The organism is Amycolatopsis sp. WAC 01376, from assembly GCF_003947415.1.
GTDB lineage: Bacteria > Actinomycetota > Actinomycetes > Mycobacteriales > Pseudonocardiaceae > Amycolatopsis.
Genome location: NZ_QHKL01000001.1, coordinates 988,342 through 1,003,285, shown reverse-complemented (window position 1 = coordinate 1,003,285; position 14,944 = coordinate 988,342). Strand labels below are relative to the sequence as shown.

The window sequence follows — 14,944 nt, the reverse complement described above, 5'->3', positions numbered from 1 at the left end:
GTAGTTGAAAGTTCAAACACCTGGAGCTGACATGACGCCGGTGCTCTACCTCAGCCACGGCGCGCCGCCGCTCGCCGACGACGCCACCTGGACCAGCCAGCTCGCCGGCTGGTCCGCGGACCTCGAAAAGCCGAAGGCGATCCTCGTCGTCTCCGCGCACTGGGAAGAGGCACCGCTGACCCTCGGCGCCACCACCACGGTGCCACTGGTCTACGACTTCTGGGGCTTCCCGGATCGCTACTACCAGGTGAAATACGCCGCGCCCGGCGCTCCAGAGCTGGCGGACAGGGTGCGCAAACTCCTGCGTTCGTCCCAGACGCCGGTCCACGACGCACCCGACCGCGGCCTCGACCACGGCGCGTACGTCCCGCTCGTGGAGATGTATCCGGACGCCGACATCCCCGTGCTCCAGGTGTCCATGCCGTCGCTGGACCCGCGCGAGCTGTTCGACCTCGGCCGGAAGCTCGCGCCGCTGCGCGACGAGGGCGTGCTGATCATCGGCAGCGGCTTCTTCACCCACAACCTGAGCGCGATGAGCCAGACCGACGGCACCGACGGGGCGCCGCCGTCGTGGTCGAGCGAATTCGACCACTGGGGTGCGGAAACGCTGCGCGAGGGCGACCTCGACGCGTTGCTGGACTTCCAGCACAAGGCCCCCGCCGCGGCCATCGCGCACCCCAGGATCGAACACTTCGCGCCCCTGTTCGTCTCGCTCGGCGCGAGCTCTTCGGAAGGGAAAGGCGAAACCGTCATCGACGGCTACTGGCACGGCCTCGCCAAGCGTTCCCTCCAGTTCGGCTAACTGCTGGTCGGCTCCGCCGCTAGAGCGGGACAAGGCGAACGTGTCGCGGTGGACCCGACAAGAGCAGGCTCCCGCAAGGAACCTCACCCGGCTCTTGACTATCCACGCCCGATTTGGGTTGACTTGTACGGTTTCACGAGGGGTCGTGAGTGATTTTTGTTGCTCTAACCCTCATTGCCACTCACGACCCCTCGCAGAACCGCACATAGCGGCATCAATCGGACACTCAATCGCCTGGCGGAGTCCCTTGTGGACACTGAAGCCCCGCCGGCGCCCGGAATCAGGCCTGCCAACAGTGCAGGAATAGTCGCCTGACCTGCAAGATCTCGAGTTTGTCGGGACCCTCCAGTTCGGCTAGCGGGACCGGAGCACTCCGGCGCCCGCCACCAGGCCGAGCGCCAGCAGCGTGACCACCCCGAACGACACGGTCAGCGACGTCAGGTCGGCGATCCCGCCGATCAGCGACGGCGCGACGAGACCCGACGAGTAGGTGATGGTCGCGACGCCCGCGATCGACTGGCTCGGCGTCGGCCCGCTGCGTCCGGCCGCCGCGAAGGCGAGCGGCACGACGACGGAGACGCCGAGCCCGATCAACGCGAAGCCGCCCATCGCCATCACCGGATGGGCGGCGAAGACGACCAGCAGACCGCCCGCGGTCGCGAAGACACCGCCCGCGCGGACGGTCTTGACCGAGCCGAAGCGCCGCACCAGCGCGTCACCCGAGAGACGGGCCACCGCCATCGTGCAGGTGAACGCGGTGGTCGACGCGGCCGCGATGCCCGGCGAGGTGCCGAGGACGTCACGCAGGTAGACGGCGGACCAGTCGAGGCTCGCGCCCTCGGCGAAAACGGCGCAGAACGCGACGGCACCGATGATCACGGCCGACTTCGGCGGCAGCGCGAACCTCGGCGGCGGATGCTCGTCGGGGGCGCTGCGGACGTCGAACACGCCTTGGCAGACGACCGCGCCGGCGACGGTGAGCACGGCGGACACGATCACGAAGTGGATCCGCGCGTCCAGCGCCGTGTGTGCGGCGAGCGTGCCCGCGGCGGAACCGACGAGCGCGCCCGTGGTCCACATGCCGTGCAGTCCCGACATCACCGACTTGCCCATCTTCTCCTCGACGTCGACGCCGAGAGCGTTCATCAGCACGTCCGAGGTGCCCGCCGCGGTGCCCATGACGAACAGCGCGAGGCACAGGGTGAAGAGGTTTCCCGCCAGGGACGGCAGGATCAGCGCCAGCGTCCAGTAGGCGAGCAGCAACCGGAGCCCCAGCCTGCCGCCGAGCCGGTGCCCGATCCGCGCGGCGAGCGGCATGGTGAGCGAGGCACCGATGGCGGGGAAGGCGAGCGCGAGCCCGAGCTGGCCCGCGCTGATCCCCGCGTGTTCCTGGATCCACGGGATCCGGGTGGCGAAACTGCCGGTCACCGCGCCGTGCACGGCGAAGACGGCGGCGATGGCGATCCGCGCCTGCCGCACCCGCCGCGTCGGCCCGCCGACGGTTTCCACTGTGTTGGTCACTGGGCCCCCAAGGTCCACGAAACGACTCGACGGGCGTCAGCGTAAACTATCAGGAAGGGAACCTGATAATTAATTCTGGGAGGATCTGCCGGTGAGTGTCATCCGGATGCCGTCCGCCTCCCCGAGTACCGCGCGTGCCATCAACGACCGTCTCGCGCTCGACCTGCTCCAACGCGAGGGTTCGCTGACGGCCGCCCAGCTCAAGACGTTGACCGGGCTTTCCCGGCCGACGGTGGCCGACCTCGTCGAACGCCTTCAGGACGCGGGGCTGATCGAGATCGTCGGCGAGGCGGGCGCGGAACGCCGCGGCCCGAACGCGAAGCTGTACGGCATCGTCGCCGGACGCGCGTACCTCGCCGGACTCGACGTCCGCACGCACGGCATCGCCGTTTCGGTCGCGGACCTCCTTGGCCGGACCCGCGCGGAAGCCTCGCTGCCGTTCGAGCTGGACATCGACACCGACGTGGCCGTCGAGCGCGCGATCGACCTACTGGAAGCCACCACCGCCGAAGCGGGTGCGACAGCGCTGCACACGATCGCCGTCGGCGCTCCCGGCCTGGTCGACCCGGCGACCGGCGGCCTGCGGCACGCCGGGGGATTACCCGCGTGGCACGGGAAACTCGTCGACGAACTCCGGCGACGGCTGGGTGTCCCGGTGCTGCTGGAGAACGAGGTCAACCTCGCGGCCGCCGCCGAGCAACGGCTCGGCGCCGCCCGCGATCGGGACACGTTCGTCCTGCTGTGGCTGGGTTTCGGCGTCGGCGCGGCGGTCGTCCTCGACGGTTCGCTGCGGCGGGGCGCGTCGGGCGGCGCGGGGGAGATCGGGTTCCTGCCGATGCTGGGCCCGGGACGGCTCCCGACGGCGACCGACTGCGACGGCGGCTTCCACACCCTCGCGGGCAGCGCCGCGATCTGCGAACTCGCCCGCGAGCACGGCATCCCGGCGTCGTCGGCCGACAACGCCGAAGCGGCCGCAGCGGCTGTCGGATACGCGATCGACGCCGAGTCCGAGGAGTTCCTGGGGATCGTCGCGGAGCGGATCGCGATCGGCGCCGCCGCGGTCACCGCGGTACTGGACCCGGGTTGTCTCGTGCTGGGCGGGGAGATCGGCCGCGCCGGTGGCGAAGCGTTCGCCGCCCGCGTGAGCCGTCGGCTCGCGGAGATCTCGCCGCTGCGGACCGAGGTGCGGGCGGGGACCGTCGGCGGGAGCGGCGTGCTGGAAGGCGCGGTGCTCACCGCGATGGGCGCCGCTCAGGACGCGCTGTTCACGCCTGGATCCGAGTGAGCTGCGGTGAGGCGTCGGTCCAGCTGGTCGTGAGTGGGGCCGGTGGTGAGGTGAGGGCTCCCTTCGCCGCGTCCGAAGCACCGAAGGACGCCTTCACCCCTGGGTCTACTCGCGTTAGGGCGGACCAAAGGCTGACGATGTAGGAATTGGGACCTTCAGCGTCCCAATTCCTACATCGTCGCCAAGCTGCTCCACTCTCCAGCCTTGCGGGGAAGATTCAGGACGTTCAACGTCCCAAATCCTCCCCCCTCGCCTTCATCACCGTATCGGTACGACACCGGTTCCAGCTGCTCGTGAAACCGCAACACAAAGCGGGCCCGGGAGTGTCTCCCGGGCCCGCTTCGGTTCATTCAGTGGCGCTAGCCGACTGGCAGGTTCACATGGTGTGGAACTTCTTGCCGGTCAGGGAGCCGATGAAACGCTGGAACATGCTCAGCGGCGACGAGTCGACGCCCGCCAGAGCCGGGACCTGCGCGGTCGGCATCGCCGGGGTGTTGTTCACCGCGGGCAGGGTGCCCGTGGTGGGCACCTGCACCGGCAGCGCACCGGCGGTGGGCAGCGCACCCGCGGTCGGCAGGGCGCCGGCCGTGGGGAGCTGCACCGGCAGGTTGCCGGCGGTCGGCAGGCCACCCGCGGTGGGCAGCCCGTTCAGCGCCGGGAGGGCCGGCAGCTGGGCGAGCTTGGGGGCGTCCGCACGAGCGGCGTCACCGGGCAGACCCGGGGCCTTCGGCAGGGCCGGGACACCGGGCAGCGCCGGGGTGCCGGGCAGCTCGGGCAGTTCCGACTTCGGCAGCGCCGTCGGGACGGCGGTCAGCTGCTTCAGCGCGGTCAGGCCTGCCACCTGCACGGGCAGGGTGGCCACCTGGGGACCGTCGGCGCGGGCGCCACCGATCGCCGGGGTGGTCGGCAGGGCGCCGGCACCGTTCATCGACGGAACCGCGGGAGCGCCGAAGGGCAGCGTGGGCAGCGCGTCGATCGGCATCTCCGAACCGACCGTGTCGGTGAAGGCGCGGGTGTAGTCCTCGTCGTTGATCTCGGTGTTGTCCGTCGCGTTCTCGTCCGCGATCGCGAGGATCGGGATTTCGAGCTCGTTCACCGGGATCACGAAGACCAGCGGGTGGTGGAAGTTGAAGCCCGAGAGGGCCTCTCCGCTGCCGTCGGTGATGCTGTCGCCACCGGCCTGGCCGGTGATGAAGCTGTCCGCTTCGGTCTCGGACACGCCGCCGGCCGCCGCGATGGCGTTGCCGAACACCTCGGGGTCGGCCGCGGCCGGGATGTCGAGGATGTTGCCCGAGAGCGATCCGTCGAGACCCGAGGTCTCCACGTCGCCGCCCGAAAGCGCGTCGACGGTGTTGGAGCCTTCGGCGTCGGCGAGACCGGCCGCCGCGACCGCGTCGTGCGTGACGGGCACGATCGGCAGCGCCTGCGCGCCGATGATGTTGCCCGAGACAGCGCCCTCGTCACCGGTGGTGGTGGCGTCGCCGCCGGCCTCCGACAGGACGTCGCTGACGCTGTCGCCCTCGGCGATGCCCGCACCGGCGATGCCGTGCCCGGTCACCGGGACCGCGCCACCGATCGGCGACTGGACGATGTTGCCCGCCAGCGCGCCTTCTTCACCATTGGCGGTGGCGTCGCCGCCCGCGTTCGAGTCGGTGAGGTTGGTGCCCTCGCCCGAGGCGATTCCGCCGAGCACAGCGGCGAAGTTGTGCGCCTGGACCGGCAGGGAGACCGGGCCGTAGACCAGGTTGCCCGAGCCCGCGCCACCGTCACCGGTCGCGTGGACGTCGCCGCCCGCGTTGGACGTGGTGTCGCCGTCGGCGCCACCGTGGCCCTGGCCGATGAACGCGCCACCGATCCCGAACGCCTGCACCGGCAGCGAAACCGGCGTGGTCGCCAGGTTGGAGCTGAGGAAGCCGTTGTCGTCGGCGGTGTTCCCGCCGCCGCCACCGGAGACGACCTTGGTCTCCTCGGCCGAGGCGGTGCTCTGACCGATGAACGAGCCACCGACGCCGAAGACCTCGGCCGGGACGGCGGCCGGGACCTGGACGATGTTGCCCGAGCCGGACGAGTCGTTGCCCGTGGTGCCGTCGTACGCACCGGCGGTCACGGTCTTCGTCTCGGACGCCTCGGCGGTCGCCTGTCCGATGTGCGAGCCGGCGACGCCGAACACCTCGGGGGCCAGCGCGGCCTGGGTGTTGACGATGTTGCCCGCCAGGGTGGAGTCGTCACCCGTGGTGTGGCTGCCGTTGCCGGCGTTCGCGTCGACGGTGTTCTCGCACGAGGCGACGTTGGCGCTGCCGATGTAGGTGCCCGCGATGCAGGTCACCTCGACGGGAGCGGCCACGGCCGGGTCGACGATGTTGCCGCCACCGGCGGAGCCTTCGCCCTCGGAGCTGACGAAGCCACCGGCGTCGACGGTGCTGGACTGGCTGGTCCCGCCCTCGGTGCCGGTGTTCGCGAGCCCGATCCAGCTGGCGGCCACGCCGCCGACGTTCGCGACGTCCGCCGTCTGCGGCACGATCGCGTTACCCGCGACGGCCGAGTCCTCGCCGGAGGTCTGCACGTAGCTGGGGACGTTGCTCCAGCCCGGGGTGGTGTCACCGGCGGTGGCGTCCGCCGACGAGCTGCTGTTGGAGTTCGCGAGCGAACCCCACGCGGCGGCCGCGTTGTCGTTGACCTTCACCGGGAGGGCGATCGGCACCGCGCCGACGTTGCCGCCGAGGGCGGAGTCGTCACCGTCGGTCTCGACCCAGCCGCCGGAGGTGGCCTCGGTCTCGGCCTCGTAGCCGGAGCTGTTGGCGTTGCCGATGATCCAGGAAGCGGCGTTGCCGGTGACCTGGACCGGGGTGGCGAACTGGCCGGCCAGCACGTTGCCGGACAGGGCGGAGCCCTCGCCGTCGGTGGTGATGTTGCCGGTCTCGGTGGTGCTCTGGCTGGCGGAACCGCCGACCACGCGGCCGGTGCCACCGGCGAGCCCGCCGGCGTTGCCGGCGATCTGCACGGGCAGCGCCCAGTCGAGGGACACGACGTTCCCGGCGAGGCTGGAGTCCTCACCGGTGGTCTCGATGTCCTGGTTGTGCGACCAGGTCTGGTCGTGGGTGCCACCCTCGACCTCGGCGTCGCCGATCACGCCGATGGCGTTGTCGACGATCTGGATCGGGACGACGACGTCACCGACGACCTTGTTGCCCTTGAGGATGTCGTCCGTGGTGGTGAAGCCACCCTCGGTCATCCCACCGCTGACCTGACGGGCCGAGTCCTTGGCGGCCAGCGGCGCGGGGACGGCGCCGGTGGTCGGGAGGGACGGAAGCCCGCCGCCGACGCCATCGGTGCTGCTGCCCGGCGAGGAAGCCGAGTCCAGCGCGTCCGAGACGGGCTTGGTGACGGCCTTGGTGCTGATCTCGCCCTTGTAGCCGGGGAGGTCGGCCTGGCCGAGGGGCGTGCCAACGGCGTTGTTGTCGACCTCGATGGGAACGGTGACGTTCGCGTCGAGCGGGGAGGCCGGGGTGTCGGGGTTGACGTGTTCGTCAGCCGAGGCGATGCCGGTGCCCAGCATCAACAACCCACCCGTGACCAACGCGGTCTGGAGTCCGCGCTTTGCCCAGGATTGCATGGGGTTTTTCTCCTTCATTTCGGGTTCCCTTTCGGGTTCAGAGAGGTGCCTTTCAAGCGGCACCAGAGGGGGTGGAGCGATTGCGGGCGCGACAAAGCGCACCGCCGTTTCGCGGGGGATCAGGAGCGGACGCGAAGCCAAGCCCGGAATCGGGAGGCGTGAGGCGCGTCGGCTACCCCGCGGAGGGAGGTGTTCAGTCGGGAGTGACGCCGGGCTGCGAGCCCGGGGTGAGCGGCATGTACCGCGTGCCTGCCAGCGAGTAGCCGGTCAGGGAACGCTCGACGGCGGCGGCGACCCAGGCGGGAACGCCGTGGGTCAGGCCGTCGAGGTGACCACCGGGGGCGGAGCCGCCGGGGACAGTCGGGAAGGACGGCGCGGAAGGAAGCGGCGCCGGGGTGAACGGACGCGGGAAGTCGCCGCGGTGACCGTCACGGGAAGGAACGTCCTCGACCTGATCGAAGGCACCGTGCTGCTGCACGAAGGCCGGCATCGGGAGGACGGTCTCGGAGGAAGCGGGGAACTGCGTCGTTGCCAGCTGCGCGAAGTCGGTGACCTGGTCCCCGGCGCCGATGGTGTCCAGCGGCGAGTCCGGGTCGACCGGACCGCCACTGACCGGGAGCTCCGGAACGCCGTGTCCGTTCGGGTCGAGGAGGTCCCAGACCTTGCGGCCGAAGTCGGGTGACGGGGCGAAGGTCTCGTCCAGCACCTGGCGGGTGTCCTGCGGCTTGCGCACGATGTGCTCGACGGCGCCGAGGGTGCGCTTGACCGGGGTGACGACCGAGTTGTCCGCGAAGTCGGTGACCGCGTCGCTGACGCGGGTGGAGACCTCGTGCTCGTCGGCACGGATGTCGCCGCAGTGGTGCTTCGAGGGGGCGGATCCGGTCTCGTCCGGCATCGACCACGTGGTGGCTTCCTGGTGCCGGCCACCGCACATCGCACCGGCGACGTCGCCCGCGAACTTCGAGGTACCGCGGGAAACGTCGGTCAAACCCGCCGCGGTGGCGTCGGTGACCGGGGTGACGCTCGTCTCGGGAGCGGAGACCACCGGGGCGATGTCCGCGGAAGCGGAAGCGCCGGAAACAGCCCACGCGGCGGCCGAACCGGCGACGGCACCACCGATGACGAACAGCGCACGCGAAGCGAGACGGCCGAAGCGCGCCGCGCCCCGCCCCTCGTTCTTCGCCGCGTTCGTCACTCGGTCTCCTTCTCGCCTCGGCTCGGTCGTTGCGGGACCGACATAAGCAAAGTGCGGAAGCCCGGCGCGACTTTGAACCACCTTGATGGCACGATCGTGTGAAGAACACAGGGTGTAGCCCGAAATCACGATGCGTGATCGGCGCTGGCGGCACCGGGTTACTCCCGAGTTGATCCCTTGGCGGTGTGTCAAGCGTCGCATCGGGCGAATTCGCCCCCCGCGCGTTGCCTGGAATGTTCAGGAAACGTCGCCTCGGACCGATACGGTGTGCCCGTGAGCGAGCCCCAGCGCAAACAACCGGAATTCGACCCGGCGAACCCGTTCCTCTCCGAGTCCACCGAGGACGTCACCAATCTCGTGCCCCGCGGCCTGCGGATCGGCGCGGCGTTGTCCTGGCGCTTCATCGTGGTGATCGCCGCGCTCTACGTCATCGTGTTCCTGATCGGCTATCTGTCGGTCGTCGTGATCCCGCTGTCGATCGCGTTGCTGCTCGCCGCGCTGCTCGCGCCGGCGGTCTCCAAGCTGACGACGCTGAAGTTCCCTCGCGGGCTCGCGGCCGGGATAGTGCTGATCGCCGGGCTCGCGGTACTCGGCGGGCTGCTGACGTTCGTCGTCGCGCAGTTCTCCTCCGGCCTGCCGGAACTGCAGAAGCAGCTGACGGAGAGCCTCAACCAGATCAAGGTCTGGCTCATCGACGGGCCGCTGCACCTGCGGCAGGAGCAGATCCAGGAGTTCATCAACCAGGCGATCAGCTTCCTGCAGAACAACCAGGCGTCGATCACCACCACCGCGCTCACCACCGCGGGCACGGTCGGCGAGATCGTCACGGGCTTCATCCTGACGCTGTTCATCCTCATCTTCTTCCTCTCCGGCGGCGACCAGATCTGGAAGTTCCTCGTCCGCGGCGTTCCGGGGCGCGTGCGCAACCGGGTCGACGTCGCCGGGCGCCGCGGGTTCGCGTCGCTGGTCAGCTACGTGCGCGCGACGGCGGCGGTGGCCGTGGTCGACGCGGTCGGCATCGGTATCGGGCTGGCGATCGTCGGCGTGCCGCTGGTGATCCCGCTGGCGACGCTGGTATTCCTCGGCGCCTTCATCCCGATCATCGGTGCCGTGATCGCGGGCGCGGTCGCGGTGCTGATCGCGCTGGTGACCAAGGGCGTCGTCGGCGCGCTGATCGTGCTGGCCATCGTCATCGGCGTCATGCAGCTGGAAAGCCACGTGCTGCAGCCGATCCTGCTCGGCCGCGCGGTGAAGCTGCACCCGCTCGCCGTGGTGCTCGCGATCACCGCCGGTCTGGTCACCGCCGGGATCGCCGGCGCGCTGCTTTCGGTGCCGCTGCTCGCGGTGCTCAACGCGGGGATCCGGTCGCTGCTGCACGAACACGATCCCGATCCGGCCGAGATCGACGTCCTGCGGGATCAGGCGGCGCAGCCGAACGATTCCGGGGAAGAGTCCGAAGCCAAGTCATGACCGAGACCCCGCTCTGGCGCGCCGTCTCGGCGCTCGGCACGCGGGACCCGGTCACCCCGTTGTGGCGCGGGGTGATCGTGCTTCGGGTGACGACGCTGCTCTTCGCGCTGGGCTCGTTCATCGTCCACTACGACGGCTACGCGAATAAGTGGCTCGCGTGGACCGCGTTCGGCGCGATGACGGTGTGGACGGTGCTGAGCAGCGTGTTCTACGCGCGGCCGTCGAGCCGCTGGCCGTGGCTGGTCGGCGTCGACCTCGTGGTGACCGCCGTCCTCATGTTCACCTCTGCGTGGATCCTGACCACCGCGCAGTTCGACGCCAGCACCCCGCTCATCACGACGGTGTGGGCGGCCGTCCCGCCCGCGGCCGCCGGGACGCGGTTCGGCGCCGTCGGCGGCGTGCTCGCCGGACTGGTGGTCTCGGTGGTCACCGGGCTGGTGCGCTGGCGGTTCGACGTCGACGTCGCGCTGGACGGCTTCCTGCTGACCGCGAGCGGCTTCGTGATCGGTCTCGCCGCGACCATGGCCCGCCGGTCCGCCGACGCGCTGACCAGGGCGTTGCGCATGGAGGCCGCGACGGCCGAACGGGAGCGGCTCGCCCGCTCGATCCACGACAGCGTCCTGCAGGTGCTCGCGCGGGTGCGCAAACGCGGCGCCGAATTCGGCGGGGAGGCCGCCGAGCTGGCGAAACTGGCAGGCGAGCAGGAGATCGCGCTGCGGGCCTTGGTCACCACCGAACCGACGCGTTCGAGCGAGAACGGGACGACCGACCTCCGGGCCGCGCTGCAACTGCTCGCGACGCCGTCCGTGCAGGTGTCGACCCCCGCGGGTGAGGTCCAATTACCCGAGCACGTGACCGCGGAACTGGTGGCCGTGGCACGCGAGGCGCTGTCGAACGTCGAAAAACACGCGGGCGAAGACGCGCACGCCTGGGTGCTGCTGGAGGACCTCGGCACCGAGGTCGTCGTCAGCGTCCGCGACGACGGCCCCGGAATCGCGCCCGGCGTTCTGGAACGAGCGGCGGCCGAGGGACATCTAGGTATCGCGGAGTCCATCAAGGGACGGGTGCGGGATCTGGGCGGAAGCGCCGCCCTCGACACCGCGCCCGGCCAGGGCACGGAATGGGAAGTCAAGGTTCCAGTCGCGGCGAGGGGAAAGCGATGACCGGTGAGGCTCAGGTCTCGGTGATGGTGGTCGACGATCATCCGATGTGGCGGGACGGGGTCGCGCGCGACCTGGCCGAACACGGTTTCGACGTGCGGGCCACCGCGCCGGACGCGCCCGCCGCGGTGCGGATCGCGCGGACGGTCCGGCCGGACGTCGTCCTGATGGACCTCAACCTCGGCGAGACGTCGGGGGTCGACGCCACCCGCGAGATCACCGCGGAACTGCCGTCGACGAAGGTGCTGGTGCTGTCCGCGAGCGGCGAGCACAGCGACGTCCTCGAGGCGGTGAAGGCCGGGGCCTCCGGGTATCTGGTCAAATCGGCTTCGGCGACCGAGCTCGTGGACGCGGTCAAGCGGACCGCGGCGGGCGACCCGGTGTTCACCGCCGGACTCGCCGGTCTCGTCCTCGGCGAGTACCGCCGCATGGCCGACGCCCCGGACGACGGGCCCGCGCCGCCGCGGCTGACCGAACGCGAGACCGACGTCCTGCGCCTGGTCGCGAAGGGGATGACGGCGCGGCAGATCGCCGAGAAGCTCGTGCTGTCGCATCGGACGGTGGAGAACCACGTCCAGTCCACGCTGCGGAAACTCCAGCTGCACAACCGTGTCGAACTGGCTCGCTACGCCATCGAGCACGGGTTGGACGTGGAATAGCTCAGCTCTGCGCGATGGCCACGACCCGCTGGTTCCGCTCGGCGGGCAAGGGCGTCTTGACGACCGTCCACCGCGGCCGATCGAGGCGCCAGTTCGCGACGACGTCGGTGGCGATCACCAGGCTGTCGTCCTCGGTCCATTCGATCGCGACCTGCTTGAGCGGGGTCGCGATCGGCATCGAGGGCGCGTGCGTCCAGGCCAGGGTGTCGAGGGCGAGCACCCAGACGTCCGCGGTCTGCGTCGCGGTCCCGGCCCAGGCGGGGTCACCGAAGAGCACGGCGACCTTGTGGCCGTCGCGACTCGGCACCACCATGCCGGGCATGCCGTTGGCCACCGGCCGCTCGACCGGCATCCGTTGATCGTTGCGCAGGTCGAGCACGGAGAACTTGGTCAGCTCGGCCAGCAGCATCCGCTCCTTGGTGACCGCCAGCACCCGGGGGAACTGGTGCAGGGCTCGGCCCGTCGCGGGGTCGATCAGCACGTCCTCGGCACTGGCCGTCCCGCTGTTCACCGTGATCAGCAGGCCCTTCGGTACCTCTTGGCGAACGGCTGTCGTACAGCTCGCCGGACGGCCGCGATCCCGCTCCGCGCCGAGCAGGGAGACGTATTGGAGGCGGCAGAGGTCGCCGCCGTCGTCGCGGATCAGCCAGACGCCGCTCTCGTCGGCGGCCGGGGCGACGCTGCGGGCCTTGCCCAGCTTCCACGGCTGGTTCTTGGGATCGCCGTAGACGAGGACTTCGGACGGCTCCAGGCAAGACGGCCCGCAACGCGCGGCCGACAGCACGACCGGGAACTTGCCGACGCGGAGGACGTCGTTGACCCGGTCCCCGGCCGGAGCACCCGGAAGCGGGGTGGTGACGCCGGTGGCGGGATCGAGCATCGAAGGCGGCGAAGTCGACATGACGAGCCGGAGACCGTTGTAGTCCACCGGTTCGCCTTCGAGTTTCGACGCTGGTGGGGCCGTCGGCGTCGGAATGGCCTCCGGCGGGTTCGCCTTGCCGCCGAAATCGCAACCGGTCAGCAGGAGGGACGCCGCCAGCAGAGCGGCCCAGGGAAGAAATGCGGGTCTGTTCAGGGTATTTCCCCGATCTCGCGCGTGAGATCCGGTTCTACCATTCCAGGCATGGGCGAGGAAGAGCAGCCGGTGACCGAAACCAAGCCGTTGACCGGGCGGGACATCCGGGTCTCCGACGCGGAACGCGAACACGTCATCGAAGTCCTGCAGAAGGCGATCGGCCTCGGGATGCTGAACCTCGACGAATTCACCGAACGGACCGACCGCGCCCTCGCCTCCAAGACCCGCGGCGAGCTGAACGCGGTGCTCACGGATCTGCCGGGGCTGGTGCATCCCGAAGCGGGAATGGTGCCGCGGCAGCAGCAGAACCCGTGGTCGCCGCCTGCGCAGCACGCCTACGCGCAGTCGTCCGGGCAGGTCATGGAGCTCAACGGCAAGTACTCGGCGTTGCAGCGCAACGGGAACTGGCTGGTCCCCGAGTCGATGGTGATCCGGAACAAGTACGGCGCCACGAAACTGGACTTCTCCCAGGCCGAGATCCGGCATCCGGTCGTGCATATCGAACTTCAGGCCAAATGGGGTCCGGTGGAGATCACCATCCCCGAGGACGGCGCCGTCGACACCAACTCGATCACCGACATCAAGTTCGGCAACCTCGACGACCGGACACGGTCGAACGGCCGCCCCGGCACGCCCCGGTTCGTCATCACCGGGCGCGTGCACGGGGGGTCGCTGATCATCAAGTACCCGCGGCGGGGCTTCTTCGGTTAGGCGCCGACCGGGCGGACGTGGCGGAGGTGCCGGAGCACGAAGTACGCGACCGCGGCCAGCACCAGCGCGGCCAGCCCGGACACCGCGTGCATCCCGCTGGCGAACGCGTCGTGCGCGGGAACCGCGTCGGCCAGCCGGGACTGCGTGACGGCGTTGCCCAGCGTCCCGACGGTCGCGATGCCCAGCGCGTAGCCGAATTCGTTGCCGGTCTGCGAAAGCGAGGCCGCCGAACCGGCCTTCTCCGGCGGCACGGAGCCGACGACCAGATCCGTGCCGAGGGTGACCAGCGGGCCGCCGCACAGGCAGGTGATGGCGAAGGCGATCGACGGGATCACCGGACCCGCACCGGCCTCGACCTGCGTCAGCAGCAGGAACCCGCCGACAGCGCCGGCCAGCCCCGTCGCGATCAGCGTGGCGGGACGGACGCGGCGGGCCAGGATCGGCGCCCCGAGGAAGCTGACGGTCGAGGCGAGCATGCCCGGCAGCAACGCCAGCGCGGCGCCGACCGGCGAAAGCTCCAGCACGATCTGGAAGAACTGCGCGACGAAGAGCATGGTCGTGCCACCCAGCATGGTGAACGCGCACATCCCGCCGATCGCCGTCGTGAACGCACGGGCGCGGAACAACGTCAGGTCGATCAGCGGATCCTGGAGGATTCGCTGGCGCCGCACGAACACCACACCGAAGCCGAGACCGATCAGGAGCGAGGCCGCCGGGACCACGTGGACGCCGTCGCGGGCGAGTTCCTTGATGCCGTAGACCGCGGGCAGGATCGTGACCAGCGAGAGCACGACACTCGGCAGGTCGACGCGGCCGGCGTTCTCGTTGCGGTACTCGGGCAGGAGCTTCGGGCCGACCACGAGCAGCAGCACCATCGCCGGGACGCCGAGCAGGAACACCGAACCCCACCAGAAGTGCTCCAGCAGCACACCGCCGACCATCGGCCCGACGATCGCGCCGACGGTGAAGCAGCCTGCCCAGATGCCGATCGCGAGGGAACGCTGGCGGCTGTCGAGGAACAGGTTGCTGATCAGGGCGAGCGTCGACGGCGCCAGCGTCGCACCGGCGATACCGAGGAGCGCGCGGGCGACGATGAGCATCAACGCGCTGGTCGAGAACGCGGCCAGCACGGAGGCCAGTCCGAACGCCGTGGCGCCGATGAGCAGCAGTTTCCGGCGGCCGATGCGGTCGCCGAGGGTGCCCATCGTGACCATGAACCCGGCGATCATGAAACCGTAGACGTCCATGATCCACAGCTGCTGGACACTGTCGGCGCCGAGGCTCTGGCTGAGCTTCGGCAACGCGAGGATCAACACGAACACGTCGAGGGAGACCAGGAAGGTGGGCAGGGCCAGCACGGCCAGCCCGACCCATTCCCGGCGTCCCGCCCGCGTCGGGGTCATGGTGGTCGTCATGGTCCGGTCCTTTCGTCGCTTCGGTGTCTTTCACCAAG

11 protein-coding genes are annotated in these 14,944 nt (G+C 70.1%); 6 read left to right on the top strand and 5 right to left on the bottom strand.

The genetic code is table 11. The annotated features are described in order from the left end of the window. Positions 1 to 31: 31 nt before the first annotated feature. A complete protein-coding gene (locus tag DMH03_RS04705; protein ID WP_125790734.1) occupies positions 32 to 802 on the top strand; it encodes a dioxygenase in 771 nt (256 codons plus the stop codon). Between the two features lie 354 nt (positions 803 to 1,156). Here DMH03_RS04705 and DMH03_RS04700 read toward each other — a convergent pair whose 3' ends face one another. After that, complete coding sequence (locus DMH03_RS04700; protein WP_125790733.1) at positions 1,157 to 2,323, bottom strand: MFS transporter; 1,167 nt, start codon at positions 2,321 to 2,323, stop codon at positions 1,157 to 1,159. A 91-nt stretch (positions 2,324 to 2,414) separates the two neighbouring features. Between DMH03_RS04700 and DMH03_RS04695 the strand changes: the two genes are divergently transcribed. Continuing rightward, a complete protein-coding gene (locus tag DMH03_RS04695) occupies positions 2,415 to 3,608 on the top strand; it encodes an ROK family transcriptional regulator (protein ID WP_199748672.1) in 1,194 nt (397 codons plus the stop codon). 376 nt (positions 3,609 to 3,984) lie between these two features. On the opposite strand, the gene DMH03_RS04690 is transcribed toward DMH03_RS04695, so the two are convergent. Next, positions 3,985 to 7,221, bottom strand: a complete 3,237-nt coding sequence (locus tag DMH03_RS04690) for a PE-PGRS family protein (RefSeq protein WP_125790732.1) — start codon at positions 7,219 to 7,221, stop codon at positions 3,985 to 3,987. A gap of 193 nt (positions 7,222 to 7,414) precedes the next feature. Then, complete coding sequence (locus DMH03_RS04685) at positions 7,415 to 8,416, bottom strand: hypothetical protein (RefSeq protein ID WP_125790731.1); 1,002 nt, start codon at positions 8,414 to 8,416, stop codon at positions 7,415 to 7,417. Between the two features lie 273 nt (positions 8,417 to 8,689). Between DMH03_RS04685 and DMH03_RS04680 the strand changes: the two genes are divergently transcribed. Genes DMH03_RS04680 through DMH03_RS04670 form a run of 3 tightly spaced genes read left to right on the top strand, consistent with a single transcriptional unit; the run spans position 8,690 to position 11,705 of the window. Further along, on the top strand, positions 8,690 to 9,886 hold the full coding sequence (locus DMH03_RS04680) for an AI-2E family transporter (RefSeq protein WP_125790730.1): 1,197 nt from the start codon (positions 8,690 to 8,692) through the stop codon (positions 9,884 to 9,886). Continuing rightward, positions 9,883 to 11,049, top strand: coding sequence for a MacS family sensor histidine kinase (gene macS, locus DMH03_RS04675; protein ID WP_125790729.1), 1,167 nt, complete (start codon positions 9,883 to 9,885; stop codon positions 11,047 to 11,049). Before DMH03_RS04680 ends, macS begins: the two co-directional genes overlap by 4 nt. Further along, positions 11,046 to 11,705, top strand: a complete 660-nt coding sequence (locus tag DMH03_RS04670) for a response regulator transcription factor (protein ID WP_125790728.1) — start codon at positions 11,046 to 11,048, stop codon at positions 11,703 to 11,705. Before macS ends, DMH03_RS04670 begins: the two co-directional genes overlap by 4 nt. A 1-nt stretch (position 11,706) precedes the next feature. Here the strand turns inward: DMH03_RS04670 and DMH03_RS04665 are convergent, their stop codons facing one another. After that, a complete protein-coding gene (locus DMH03_RS04665) occupies positions 11,707 to 12,633 on the bottom strand; it encodes a hypothetical protein (RefSeq protein WP_125790727.1) in 927 nt (308 codons plus the stop codon). Positions 12,634 to 12,828: 195 nt separating this feature from the next. Here DMH03_RS04665 and DMH03_RS04660 point away from each other — a divergent pair, with 195 nt between their 5' ends. Then, the gene (locus tag DMH03_RS04660) at positions 12,829 to 13,491 is read left to right on the top strand and encodes a DUF1707 domain-containing protein (RefSeq protein ID WP_125790726.1); all 663 of its coding nucleotides are present in this window, start codon (positions 12,829 to 12,831) and stop codon (positions 13,489 to 13,491) included. Here the strand turns inward: DMH03_RS04660 and DMH03_RS04655 are convergent. Next, positions 13,488 to 14,906 carry an MFS transporter gene (locus DMH03_RS04655; protein WP_125790725.1) on the bottom strand — a complete coding sequence of 473 codons (1,419 nt, stop codon included), beginning with the start codon at positions 14,904 to 14,906 and terminating at the stop codon, positions 13,488 to 13,490. The genes DMH03_RS04660 and DMH03_RS04655 overlap by 4 nt on opposite strands. Between the last annotated feature and the right edge of the window lie 38 nt (positions 14,907 to 14,944).